Here is a 12487-nt window from a genome sequence, read left to right on the forward strand (position 1 = left end):
GGCCTCAGCCGATCCGGTCGTACCGGCCGCGGACCACCCGGTCGGCCAGTCTGACCGCGTCGGGCGTGCCCACCGCGACGAAGGCGCCGTCATGGACCACGCCGTAAAGCCGCTCGCGCTCGATCGCCCGATCGAACAGCAGGTTCAGCGAGAATTTGCCGGCGGGTGCGTCCTCGAACAGCGCCGGGCTCAGGATCTGCAGGCCGGAATAGAGGAAGGGGGCGACCTCGCGTTCCCGCCGACGGCGCAGGCGGCCGGTCTGGTCCATGACGAAATCGCCGGTGCCGCCGACGCTCAGCGCATAGGGCATCGGCACCAGCAGCAGCAGCGCATCCATCCGCCCGGCATCGAAGGCGCGGGCCAGCACCTCGGCCGCGGGCGTCGGACCGTTCAGAAGCAGCTGGTCGGCATTGCTGACGAAGAAAGGCGCATCGCCGAGCCACGGCAGCGCCTTCGCCACGCCGCCGCCGGTCTCCAGCAGATCCTCTTCATGGCTTTCCAGCAGCTCCACCCCGGCCGGCAGCCGCGGGCGCACCGCGTCCAGATGGGCGCGCATCTGTTCGGCATGATGGTGGGTATTGACCACGATCCGGCGGACACCCGTTTCGGTCAGCCGGTCCAGCGTCCAGTCGATCAGCGGCCGGTCGGCCACCTCGACCAGCGGCTTGGGGCGGGTCTCGGTCAGGGGCCGCATGCGGGTGCCGAGCCCTGCCGCCAGCACCATGGCCGTCCGGGGCGCACCGGCAAAGCGGATGGGGTCGGTCCTGGTCATGCGGGATCTCCTTCAGTCGTCGTCGTGCCGGCCGCGTCCGGATCGCGCGGCCGGGTGCAGCCGCGGGCATCCCAGGGCAGGGTTTCGTCCAGCCAGTCGGCCAGCGCATGCAGGGCGGGATGCACCAGGTCGCGTTCGATCAGCCCCCAGACCCGCGGCTGGTAGTTCAGGTAGCGCGGCTTGCCGTCGCGCAGATGCAGCCGGGCGAAGATGCCGGCGATCTTCATGTTGCGCTGGGCCCCCAGGATCGCCAGCGCCGTGCGGAAGGTCTCGCCGTCCAGGGCATCGCGCCTGCGCCGCAGATAGCGCTCCACCATCGCCTCGGCCAGATCCGGCGCCACGTCGCGGCGGGCATCCTCCAGCAGCGAGACCAGATCATAGCCGGGATGGCCGATCAGCGCGTCCTGGAAGTCGATCAGCCCCACCCGCGACAACCCGCGCCGGGCCGGCATCCACAGCAGATTTTCGGCATGATAGTCGCGCAGCACCAGCACCTCGGGCCGCGCCACCTGGTCGATCAGCGGTCTCAGCCGGTCGAGGAAGCCTGCGCGCTCGGCCGCGGTCGCCGCGCGGCCGAGCGCAAGCGGCCAGTACCAGTCGATCAGCAGCAGGGCCTCGCGTTCAAGCGTCGCCGCATCATAGACCGGCACATCCAGCGCCGCCGCCCCCGGCCGGTCGTGCAGATCGGCCAGCAGGTCGACCGCCGCCGCATAAATCGCGGTCTCGAGCGTCGGGTCGCGGTCCAGCACCACCCGCACCAGATCGTCGCCCAGATCCTCCTGCAGCACGAAGCCGGTCTCGGGGTCGGCCGCCAGAATGGTGGGTGCGGCATAGCCCATCGCCTTCAGATGGGCCGCCACCTTCAGGAAGGGGCGCACATCTTCATGCGGCGGTGGCGCATCCATCAGCACGGCGGTCTGGCGATCGAGCTTCAGCCGGTCATAGCGCCGGAACGAGGCATCGCCCGCCAGCACCGTACGTTCGGCACCGCGCCAGCCGGCACGGGCGACGAAGCGGGCGCGATCGAGATCGCGGGCATCGGTCGGGACCGGGGCTGCGGAAGGGGTATCGGTCATGAGCATGTCCGTGGCGGTGAACCGGGCGCTGCCGGGTTCCCAGAGGTAAGATGGCCAAGCCGCGCCGTCCAGTCGCCGGACGGGTGGAGCGTGACCAGCCGTGCGCCGTCGGGCGCGATGGTGATCGACAGGCGCAGCGCCCCCGGATCGAGCCGGCCGCCGGCACGATCCGGCCATTCGATCAGCGCCAGCCCGTCTTCCGCGGCCTCCCACAGCCCCAGCTCGTCGATCTCGTCCGGATCCTCGATCCGATAAAGATCGGCATGAACGACCGGAAGATCCGGCAGATCATACAGCTGGACCAGGGTGAAGGTCGGGCTCGGCACCTCGATCGCGGCGCCCGCAAGCGCCCGGATCAGCGCGCGCGAGAACGCCGTCTTGCCGGCCCCCAGATCGCCGTCGAGCAGGACCATGCCGCCGGCGGCCATCACCGGCGCCAGGCGCTGTGCAAAGGCCTCCGTCTCCGCCTCGCTCGCGAGGCGGACCACCGGCGCCGGGGCACCGGTTCCGCCGGTTTCGGGGGCCCGACAGAGACGGGATCCCGGGCCGGCGCCATGGCGGATCGTCATGCACATCCGCGGGTTCTAGCCTGTCGGCGCGGCCGCGGCAATGGCCGCCTTGCGGCAACGGCCCGACAAGGGGCACCGGGCTCTTGACAAAGACGGTCCGACTGAGTCACAAGCCTGTCTTCGCGCGAGGGCGGGCGACATCCGCCGCCATCACCCTTGTGCGGAACGTCACGCCGATCGATCTTCAGCATCACCACCCTGGAACGGGGGCCGATGCCGGGGGCCGGCCGGCGCCCGCCCGGTCGGGCGATACGGACCTTCGGCGACGAAGGCATGTGTCCCCGCCGATGGGAGCATCAGAGGCCGGCGATCGTCGCAGGCCCGCTCCGAGCGAGACGGAAACCGATACGATGTTCGAGAATCTGACCGGCCGGCTCGGCGAGGTCTTCGACCGCCTGAAGCGCCGTGGTGCGCTGACCGAAGCCGACGTGACCGCGGCGCTGCGCGAAGTGCGCATCGCGCTGCTGGAAGCCGACGTCGCCCTCCCCGTCGTCAAGGACTTCATCTCCGCCGTGCGCGAACGCGCCGTCGGCCAGGAGGTGCTGCGTGGCATCAACCCCGCGCAGATGGTCATCAAGATCGTCCACGATCACCTGACGGACATGCTGGGCGGCGACGCGGTCGAGGTCGACCTGAACGCGCCGGCCCCGGTCGCGATCATGATGGTCGGCCTGCAGGGCTCGGGCAAGACCACCACCTCCGCCAAGCTCGCCCGCCGTTTCCGCCTGCGCGACAAGAAGCGCGTCCTGCTCGCCTCGCTCGACGTCTATCGTCCGGCGGCGCAGCAGCAGCTGGAAGTTCTGGCGAAGCAGGCCGAGGTCGGCAGCCTGCCGATCGTCTTCGGCGAAAAGCCGGTGGCGATCGCCGAGCGCGCGATGAAGATCGCGGCCCGCGAAGGCTATGACGTCGTCATCCTCGACACCGCCGGCCGGCTGCATATCGACGACGTGCTGATGGACGAGGTCGCGGCGGTCAAGTCGAAGGCCCGCCCGCACGAAACCATCCTGGTCGCCGACGCCATGACCGGCCAGGACGCGGTGACCATCGCCAAGACGTTCCAGGACCGTGTCGGCCTGACCGGCATCGCGCTGACCCGCGTCGACGGCGACGCCCGCGGCGGTGCGGCGCTGGCCATGCGTTCGGTCACCGGCAAGCCGATCAAGCTGCTGGGTCAGGGCGAAAAGCTCGACCAGCTGGAGACCTTCCACCCCGAGCGCATCGCCTCGCGCATTCTCGGCATGGGTGACGTGGTCTCGCTGGTGGAGAAGGCGGCCGAGACCATCGACCGCGAAGAGGCCGAAAAGCTCGCCGCCAAGATCCAGAAGGGCACGGGCTTCGATCTCGACGACATGGCCAAGCAGCTGCGCCAGCTGCGCAAGATGGGCGGCATGAAGGGCATGCTCGGCATGCTGCCGGGTGTCGCCAAGATGAAGGCGCAGCTGAACGAGGCCAAGCTGGACGAGAAGATCCTGGTTCGTCAGGAGGCGATCATCATGTCGATGACGCCGAAGGAACGCCGCAATCCCGAGATCATCAAGGCCTCGCGCAAGAAGCGCATCGCCGCCGGCTCGGGCAGCAGCGTCCAGGACGTGAACAAGCTGCTCAAGCAGCACCAGGACATGGCCAAGATGATGAAACAGGTCGGCAAGCTCGGCAAGAAGGGCATGATGCGCGGCGGCCTGCAGAACCTGTTGCCGCGCATGTGACAAGAGGGCCCGACCGGCCCCCCGCTCCGCGCGCACGCTTCCCCAAGATCCCCGTCTTTCCAAAGAAGACACCACCTCCGATACAGGACCCTCCATCCGATGTCCGTGAAGATCCGCCTGACCCGCCTGGGTGCGAAGAAGAGCCCCGTCTACCGCATCGTCGTCGCCAATTCGCGCAACGCCCGCGACGGCGCCTATATCGAGAAGATCGGCACCTACAACCCGCTGGCGGCCAAGGACGATCCGAACCGGATCGTGCTGAACACCGAGCGCGCCCAGTACTGGGTCGGCGTCGGCGCCCAGCCGACCGATCGCGTCGCCCGCTTCCTGGCCGCCGCCGGCATCATCGCCAAGGTCGACCGCAGCAACCCGAGCAAGGGCAAGCCGAAGGCGAAGGCGCAGGAGCGCATGAAGGAAGCGGCCGCCGCCGCTGCCGCCGCCGAAGCCGCTGCCGCCGAGGCCTGATCCGGGCCAAGGCTTCCGGCCCGATCCATAGAGGGAACACCGTTCGTCCATGTCCCGCCCCGGACGTCCCGCCGGCCCCGCCGGGGGCCGGGCTGCCCCGCCGCAGCCCGCCCCGGTCGATCCGGCAGAACTGGTCTGCATTGCCGAGTTTGCCGCCCCCCAGGGGGTGCGCGGGCTGGTGCGTCTGCGCCCGTTCACCGAGGATCCCGAGGCGGTGGCCGATTACGGCCCCCTCTATGACCGCACCGGCACCCGCGCCTTCCGCATCCGCATCACCGGCCCCCACAAGGTGGGGCTGGTGGTGAAGGTGGACGGCGTGGACGACCGCGACGCCGCCGCCGCCCTCACCGGCACCCGGCTCCACGTCCCCCGCTCCGCCCTGCCGGCGATCGAGGATGACGAAGAGACCTGGTATCAGGCCGATCTGATCGGCCTCGAGGTGGTGGATCAGGCGGGCGCCGTGGTGGGCCGCGTGCGGGCCGTCCACGATTTCGGCGCGGGCGACATTCTGGAGATCGACCGGCCGGGCGACAGGGCATCGATGATGCTGCCCTTCACCCGCGCCTATGTTCCCGAAGTGTCGGTCGCAGCCGGACGGATGGTGATCGATCCGCCGGAGGGGCTCGAATGAGCACCTCCGGGCCGGAAACCGGGACCGGGCATCCCTGGTCTGCCGAGATCCTGACCCTTTATCCGGAGATGTTTCCCGGGCCGCTGGGGCATTCCCTGGCGGGGCGGGCGCTCGACCGCGGGCTTTGGAAGCTCGGCGTCACGCAGCTGCGCGATTACGGTCTCGGCCGGCATCGCGCGGTCGACGATACGCCGTCCGGGGGCGGTCCCGGCATGGTCATGAGGGCCGATGTCCTGGCCCCCGCGATCGATGCCGCGATCGAAAAATGCCCCGGCCACGCCTTGATTTACTTGACTCCGCGCGGGCAACCGCTTACCCAATCGCGGATCAGACGTCTGGCCGCCGGGCCCGGCGTCATCGTCCTGTGCGGCCGGTTCGAAGGCGTGGATCAACGCCTTCTCGACGCCCGGCCGTTCGAGGAGATCTGCCTCGGTGATTTCATCCTCTCCGGTGGGGAACTCGCAGCGTTGGTCATGATCGACGCTTGCGTGCGCCTGTTGCCGGGTGTCATGGGGGCCCATGCCTCCCAGGCAGAGGAAAGCTTCGAGGACGACCTGCTCGAATACCCGCACTACACCCGTCCCGATGTCTGGGAAGGGCGCGCGGTGCCGGAGGTTCTGACCTCGGGCCACCACGAGCGGATCCGGGCCTGGAGACAGGACCGGGCAGAGGCGGTGACGCGGGAGCGACGGCCCGATCTGTGGGCGCGGCGTGAGGCGCGCCGCCGCGGCAGCGGCGGCGGGACCTGACGCCGCGCAACCTTGCCGGCCCCGGTTTTTCGTCCGGGCATCGTCAGGGTCGCCGGAAGAAGCTGAAGACCGAAGAAGCTGAAGACCAAAGACCTGGAAGACCCCCGGATTATCCGGGAAAGCATTGACTTGAAACTGGCCTGCGCCCGGGGCGCGGCCCCCAACATGGCGAAGGCAGGCGGCCCGGTCCGCCCGCCGGATGTCGAAAGAGGTAGGGTGCGATGAACATCATCCAGCAGCTCGAACAGGAGCAGATCGCGCAGCTGACCGCCGCCCGCGCCGTGCCGGATTTCGAGCCGGGCGACACGGTGCGCGTGAACCTGCGCGTCGTCGAGGGCAACCGCGAGCGCGTGCAGGCCTATGAGGGCGTGTGCATCGCCCGCAAGGGCGGCTCGCTGAACGCCTCGTTCACCGTCCGCAAGATCTCGTATGGCGAGGGCGTCGAGCGCGTGTTCCCGCTCTACAGCCCGCTGATCGAGAGCATCGACGTGGTCCGCCGCGGCCGCGTGCGTCGCGCGAAGCTCTACTATCTGCGTGGCCGGACCGGCAAGGCCGCCCGCATCGCCGAGCGTCGCGACACCCGCGGCCAGGCCGCCGGCTGATCCCGCAAGGGGCCAGCAGCCGCAGGGCTTCGAACCGCCGGCCGTCCTTCGGGATGGCCGGCGGTTTTCGTTTGGGGGGCGCCGCCGCGTCGCCTTCCCGCAGGGCATCGCCCCCCGCCGGCGGGGGCAGGACGGGCAGCCGGAATGCCCAATTGGTATACCAAAATGGGGCCCCACCTGTTAACTCATTGAATTTGAACATTTCTTTCCGCTTCCCAAGGACACGGCGACATATTATTCTTGCCCTCGAAGCAGCCGATGCGACGCAATCTGTCGCGCAGCGGAAATCGCCGCCGTCAAGACGGCCCGCTGACCGCCCAAGCGTGAACGAGGAACCGATGTCCGCCCCACGTACCCTGTACGACAAGATCTGGGAGAGCCACCTGGTCGAGAGCCGTGAGGACGGTTCGGCCCTGATCTATGTCGACCGCATGCTCATCCACGAGGTCACGAGCCCGCAGGCCTTCGAGGGTCTGCGTGTCGCCGGCCGCAAGCCGCGGCGCCTCGACGCGCTTCTGGCGGTGGCCGACCACAACGTGCCGACCGTGCAGCGGGCCCAGGGCATCGCGGATCCGGTCTCGCGCACCCAGGTCGAGACGCTGGAAGAGAACTGCGCCCATTTCGACGTGCCCTATTTCCCGATCATGGATGACCGTCAGGGCATCGTGCACGTGATCGGGCCCGAGCAGGGCTTCACCCTGCCCGGCACGGTGATCGTCTGCGGCGACAGCCACACCTCGACCCATGGTGCCTTCGGCGCCCTGGCCTTCGGCATCGGCACCTCCGAGGTCGAGCATGTGATGGCGACCCAGACCCTGGTTCAGTCGCCGTCGAAGACCATGCGGATCAATGTCGAGGGTGAGTTGCCGCAGGGTGTGGGCCCCAAGGACATCGTGCTCGCGATCATCGGCCGCATCGGCACCGGCGGCGCCACCGGCCGCGTGGTCGAATATGCCGGCTCGGCGATGCGCAGCCTGTCGATGGAAGGCCGGATGACGGTCTGCAACATGTCGATCGAAGCCGGCGCCCGTGCCGGCCTGGTCGCCGTCGACGAGAAGACCATCGACTATCTGCGCGACCGCCCGATGTCGCCCAAGGGCGAGATGTTCGAGCAGGCCGCCGCCTATTGGCGGACGCTGGTCTCCGACGAAGGTGCGGTGTTCGACGACGAGATCACCATCGATGCCGCCAGCATCGTGCCGCAGGTGACCTGGGGCACCAGCCCGCAGGATGTGGCGCCGATCACCGGCAGCGTGCCGAACCCGGCCGAGATCGCCGACCCCATGCGCCGCGCGGCCATGGAGCGGGCGCTGACCTATATGGGCCTCGAACCCGGCACCCCGCTCGCCGCCGTGCCGGTGCAGAAGGTCTTCATCGGCTCGTGCACCAACGGCCGGATCGAGGATCTGCGCGAGGCGGCCGCCATCGCCCGGGGCCGCAAGGTCGCAGAGGGCGTGCAGGCGCTGGTCGTGCCCGGCTCGGGCCTGGTCAAGAAGCAGGCCGAGGCCGAGGGTCTGGACAAGATCTTCGTCGAGGCCGGTTTCGAATGGCGCGAGGCGGGCTGCTCGATGTGTCTTGCCATGAATGCCGACCGGCTGGGCGAGGGCGAGCGTTGCGCCTCCACCTCGAACCGCAATTTCGAGGGCCGGCAGGGCCGCGGTGGCCGCACCCATCTGATGAGCCCGTCGATGGCCGCTGCCGCCGCCATCTCCGGCACGCTCGCCGATGTGCGCGCCCTCTGAGCCCCGCTCTCTGAACTTCCGGCCGAAAGCCTGATCCCATGGACAAGTTCACGACCCTGACCGGCATCGCCGCGTCCTTCCCGCGGGTCAATATCGACACCGACCTGATCATCCCGAAACAGTATCTGACCACCATCAAGCGCACCGGCCTGGGGGTCGGCCTGTTCTCGGACGTCCGCTATGATCGCGACGGCAACGAGACCGGCGATTTCGTGCTGAACAAGGCGCCCTGGCGCGAGGCGAAGATCCTGCTCGCCGGCGACAATTTCGGCTGCGGCTCCAGCCGCGAGCATGCCCCCTGGGCGCTGCTCGATTTCGGCATCCGCTGCATCATCGCACCCAGCTTCGCCGACATCTTCTACAACAACTGCTTCAAGAACGGCATCCTGCCGGTCAAGCTGGACGAGGCCCTGGTGCAGAGCCTGATGCCGCTGGCCGAGAACCCCGAGACCGCGGTGATGACCGTGGATCTGGCGGCGCAGGAGATCCGCGCCCAGGGCCGCGAGCCGATCCGTTTCGAGATCGACGGTTTCCGCCGTCACTGCCTGCTCGAAGGCCTCGACGACATCGGCATCACGCTGACCTCGGAAGACCGGATCACCGCCTTCGAGGCGAAGCAGAAGGCCGCCCAGCCCTGGCTCTACGCCGCCGGCTGAACGACCGATCCGACCCTTGAGGAGGGCCGCGGCGGGGAGGCAAGACCCGGCCGCGGCCGTCTTCGATGCGACGACCGCTCCCCGGACGATCGCCCCCCATTCGAGACAGAAAGACGGACGCGACACATGGCCGCCAACAAGAAGCTGCTGATCCTGCCGGGTGACGGCATCGGCCCCGAGGTGATGGGCGAGGTTCGCCGCATCATCGGCTGGTTCGAAAAGGCCCGCGGGCTCTCCTTCGATATCGCGGAAGATCTCGTCGGCGGTGCCGCCATCGACGCCTACGGCACGCCGCTGGCGGACAAGACCCTGGACCTCGCCATGGGCGCCGATGCGGTGCTGCTGGGCGCGGTCGGCGGCCCGAAATGGGAGCCGCTGCCCTTCGAGATCCGGCCCGAGCGTGGCCTGCTGAAGCTGCGCAAGGAAATGCAGCTCTACGCCAATCTGCGCCCGGCGATCGTGTTCGACGAGCTGGCCGATGCCTCGACGCTGAAGCGCGAAGTGGTGGCCGGCCTCGACATCCTGATCATCCGCGAGCTGACCGGCGACCTCTATTTCGGCACGCCGCGCGGTGTGGAGACCCTGCCCGACGGCACCCGCCGCGGCATCAACACCATGGTCTACACCTCGCCGGAAGTCCGCCGCGTTGCGAAGATCGCCTTCGATCTGGCCCGCAAGCGCGGCTCGAAGGTCTGCTCGGTCGACAAGGCCAATGTGGTCGAGACCACCGAGATGTGGCGCGAAGAGGTCATCAAGCTCCATGGCGAGGGCTATGAGGACATCCAGCTCAGCCACATGTATGTCGACAACGCCGCCATGCAGCTGGTCCGCAATCCGAAGCAGTTCGACGTGATCGTCACCGGCAACATCTTCGGCGACATCCTGTCGGACGAGGCCGCGATGCTGACCGGCTCGCTCGGCATGCTGCCCTCGGCCTCGCTGGGCGATCCCGACGAGACCGGCCGCCGCCGCGCCCTTTACGAGCCGGTGCACGGCTCGGCCCCCGACATCGCCGGCCAGGGCATCGCCAACCCGCTCGCCACCGTGCTCAGCTTCGCCATGATGCTGCGCTATTCCTTCGACCTCGACGAGGCGGCGAACCAGGTCGAGCAGTCGGTCCGCAACGTGCTGGCGCGCGGCCTGCGCACCGGCGACATCATGCAGCCCGGCATGACCCGGGTCTCGACCCAGGCCATGGGCGAGGCGATCGTCGAGGAGCTGGCGAAGCTGGGCTGAGGCATCACGCCCCGGCCCCCAGCCGATCTTTACGACGACAGAACGGCGAAGCCCTTCCATCGGCAGGGCTCCGCCCCTATCTTGCGCCCGCAAGGCATCGGCGAGTTTCGCCGCTGCCCGGCGGGCGCAATGCCGTTCCGGAGCCCCTCCTCCCGGTAGCCTCCTCCCGGTAGCCTCCTCCCGGTAACGGGCCGGGGCCTCCCCGACGGCGCTTCCGCCCTTTTCAGACGAGATCGAAGGAAGACGTCATGGCCGATGTGATCGCGGTGATCGGTGCCGCCGGTGCCGCCGGACGCGAAGTGCTGCAGGTTCTAGCGGCCCGCGGAACCGGTGTCGAACGGGTCCGCGCGCTGGAGACCGAGGTTCAGCGCGGCGACGCCCTCACCTATGGCGACGACCACGAAGTGCCGCTCGTGAAGCTTGCCGATTTCGATTTCGCGGGCGTTGCGATCGCGATCTTCGCCGGCCTGCCGGCCATCGCCAGGGTGCACGGCCCCCGCGCCGCCGCCGCGGGTGCGGTGGTGGTCGACATGACCGGCGCCTATCGCAGCATCGACGGCGTGCCCCAGGCCCTGGTGCCGGTGAACCCGCGCGCGCTCAGGGCCTGGAGCCGCCACCGTGCCGTCGCCTGCCCGCCGGCTGCCGCCGTCGCGATCGCCATGGCGCTGAAGCCGCTGCATGCCCTGGTCCCCGTGACCGCCCTCTCCGCCACCGTGCTGCAATCCGTTTCGGGCGCCGGCAAGGCGGCGATGGACGAGCTGTTCGACCAGACCAAGGACATCTTCATCGGCAACCGCCGCGATCCCGAGCAGTTTCCGAAGCAGATCGCCTTCAACGTGATCGGCGCCGAGGCCGACGATGCCGCCACCGGCCGCACGCGGGAAGAGCACGAGATCGCCGGTGCCATCGGCGCCCTGCTCGGCCCCGCCATCGCCGCCCGGATCATCACCGCACAGGTGCCGGTGTTCATCGGCGACAGCATCGCGCTCTCCGTCACCTTCGAGCGCGCGATCGACCCGGCCGCGGCCTGGGCGGCGCTGCATGACGATCGCGATCTGGCGGTCACCGCCCCGGTGCCGGGCGGCGAGGCCGACCAGGATGCCGCCACCACCCCGGTCGAGATCGTCGGCGAGGCGCCGGTCTATGTCTCGCGCCTGCTGTCGGACCGGAGCGATGCGCGCACGCTCGATCTCTGGATCGTCGCCGACAACCTGCATCGCGGCCAGGCGCTGACCGCGGTCGAGATTGCGGAGACCCTGCTCCGCGACCACCTCACCCCCCGCCTGGGGAGCACCCCCGAGGCCTGATCCGGAGATCCATATGGGGCCGGCCGACCGTCTTGATCTTCCTGTGCCGGCCTTCCGCCCGGCCCCGCTCCGCGACGAGGCGGTCTATCCGGCAAGCGGCCTGCGCCCTGCCGGATTCGCGGCCCTCGACGGCGTCTTCGACGACGCGCTCTGCGATGCGTTGATCGCCGCCTTCGATGCCGTAGGCGGCCATACCGCCTCTCTGGTCAAGGGGGTGCAGTCGGCCGGAATCCGGCGGTCGCGGGTGCTGTGGTTCGATGCCGACAGCAGCCCCGACCCCGACCTCACCGCCGCGGTCGACCGGCGGATGGCCGAGGTGACGGCCCTGCTCAACCGCACCCGCTTCGGCTTCGCCCTCGACGGCTTCGACGAAGCCTTCCAGATCGCCCGATACGATGCCGAGATCGCCGGCGGCTATATCCGCCATGTCGACCGCGGCGAAGGCCCGCGCGCCCGGCGCCGCAAGCTCGGCATCTCGATCCAGCTCTCGGCGCCTAAGACCTATGACGGCGGCGATCTGATCCTGGAACCCCAGGCCGTGCCGATCACCGGCCCGCGCCGCCGGGGCACCGCCATCGCCTTTCCGTCCTATGTCGTCCACGAGGTCACGCCCGTCACCCGCGGCTGCCGCTACAGCTTCGTGGCCTGGGTGCACGGGCCCGGCTTCGTCTGATCCACGTCGACCTCCGTGGTTGACGAACCCACGCCTTGTTGAACTAATAGAGGCCTTCACCCGGGGAGTCCCGACAAGGGGCTGAGAGTCTGCTGGCGAAGGTTTCGAGACCTTGGCAGCGCAGAGACCCGCCGAACCTGATCCAGTTCATACTGGCGTAGGGATGGTGCACGCGTCTCGGCAGAGCTGCCGCAAGCCAGGCGTCTCAATCTATGCCCGGCTACGCTCCTTTGCCCGACCGCGTTCCGGAGCAATCTCCACCCGTCCGTCCGCGAACTGGGTCTCCACGCCGATGATGTGGAG

At 69.0% G+C, this 12487-nt stretch carries 13 protein-coding genes and 1 riboswitch; of the genes, 10 read left to right on the forward strand and 3 right to left on the reverse strand.

Going from position 1 to position 12487, the window contains the following annotated elements; genetic code table 11:
* Nucleotides 1–4 precede the first annotated feature (4 nt).
* The 3 genes from WI697_RS00735 to tsaE are packed head-to-tail and all read right to left on the reverse strand — an operon-like array spanning nt 5 to nt 2417.
* Nucleotides 5–772, reverse strand: a complete 768-nt coding sequence (locus WI697_RS00735) for a nucleotidyltransferase family protein (RefSeq protein WP_296712950.1) — start codon at nt 770–772, stop codon at nt 5–7.
* Nucleotides 769–1848: an aminoglycoside phosphotransferase family protein gene (locus tag WI697_RS00740; RefSeq protein WP_345957066.1), complete on the reverse strand. Its 1080-nt coding sequence runs from the start codon at nt 1846–1848 to the stop codon at nt 769–771. Before WI697_RS00740 ends, WI697_RS00735 begins: the two co-directional genes overlap by 4 nt.
* Nucleotides 1845–2417, reverse strand: coding sequence for a tRNA (adenosine(37)-N6)-threonylcarbamoyltransferase complex ATPase subunit type 1 TsaE (tsaE, locus tag WI697_RS00745; protein ID WP_296712947.1), 573 nt, complete (start codon nt 2415–2417; stop codon nt 1845–1847). The genes WI697_RS00740 and tsaE overlap by 4 nt, the downstream gene beginning before the upstream one ends.
* Nucleotides 2418–2767: 350 nt before the next feature.
* Between tsaE and ffh the strand changes: the two genes are divergently transcribed.
* The 10 genes from ffh to WI697_RS00795 all read left to right on the forward strand — a co-directional run bounded on the left by ffh (nt 2768) and on the right by WI697_RS00795 (nt 12184).
* The gene (ffh, locus tag WI697_RS00750) at nt 2768–4123 is read left to right on the forward strand and encodes a signal recognition particle protein (RefSeq protein WP_345957067.1); all 1356 of its coding nucleotides are present in this window, start codon (nt 2768–2770) and stop codon (nt 4121–4123) included.
* 99 nt (nt 4124–4222) lie between these two features.
* Nucleotides 4223–4588, forward strand: a complete 366-nt coding sequence (gene rpsP, locus WI697_RS00755; RefSeq protein WP_014746763.1) for a 30S ribosomal protein S16 — start codon at nt 4223–4225, stop codon at nt 4586–4588.
* Between the two features lie 49 nt (nt 4589–4637).
* Nucleotides 4638–5219 (forward strand): ribosome maturation factor RimM, encoded by a 582-nt coding sequence (gene rimM, locus WI697_RS00760; RefSeq protein ID WP_082828914.1) that lies wholly within the window; start codon nt 4638–4640, stop codon nt 5217–5219.
* The gene (gene trmD, locus WI697_RS00765; protein ID WP_062770508.1) at nt 5216–5968 is read left to right on the forward strand and encodes a tRNA (guanosine(37)-N1)-methyltransferase TrmD; all 753 of its coding nucleotides are present in this window, start codon (nt 5216–5218) and stop codon (nt 5966–5968) included. The genes rimM and trmD overlap by 4 nt, the downstream gene beginning before the upstream one ends.
* A 221-nt stretch (nt 5969–6189) precedes the next feature.
* Entirely contained in the window at nt 6190–6570 is a 381-nt protein-coding gene (gene rplS, locus WI697_RS00770) for a 50S ribosomal protein L19 (RefSeq protein ID WP_014746766.1), read from the forward strand.
* 338 nt (nt 6571–6908) lie between these two features.
* Complete coding sequence (gene leuC, locus WI697_RS00775; protein ID WP_345957068.1) at nt 6909–8312, forward strand: 3-isopropylmalate dehydratase large subunit; 1404 nt, start codon at nt 6909–6911, stop codon at nt 8310–8312.
* A gap of 38 nt (nt 8313–8350) precedes the next feature.
* Nucleotides 8351–8968, forward strand: coding sequence for a 3-isopropylmalate dehydratase small subunit (gene leuD / locus WI697_RS00780; protein WP_345957069.1), 618 nt, complete (start codon nt 8351–8353; stop codon nt 8966–8968).
* A 126-nt stretch (nt 8969–9094) separates the two neighbouring features.
* Nucleotides 9095–10204: a 3-isopropylmalate dehydrogenase gene (gene leuB / locus WI697_RS00785; protein ID WP_062770502.1), complete on the forward strand. Its 1110-nt coding sequence runs from the start codon at nt 9095–9097 to the stop codon at nt 10202–10204.
* A gap of 248 nt (nt 10205–10452) precedes the next feature.
* On the forward strand, nt 10453–11511 hold the full coding sequence (locus tag WI697_RS00790) for an aspartate-semialdehyde dehydrogenase (protein ID WP_062770500.1): 1059 nt from the start codon (nt 10453–10455) through the stop codon (nt 11509–11511).
* Between the two features lie 13 nt (nt 11512–11524).
* Entirely contained in the window at nt 11525–12184 is a 660-nt protein-coding gene (locus tag WI697_RS00795; RefSeq protein ID WP_345957070.1) for a 2OG-Fe(II) oxygenase, read from the forward strand.
* Between the two features lie 51 nt (nt 12185–12235).
* A riboswitch (TPP riboswitch) is annotated at nt 12236–12366 on the forward strand.
* Nucleotides 12367–12487: the final 121 nt, after the last annotated feature.

The sequence above is a fragment of the Tistrella mobilis genome (assembly GCF_039634785.1).
Taxonomy (GTDB): Bacteria; Pseudomonadota; Alphaproteobacteria; order Tistrellales; family Tistrellaceae; genus Tistrella; species Tistrella mobilis.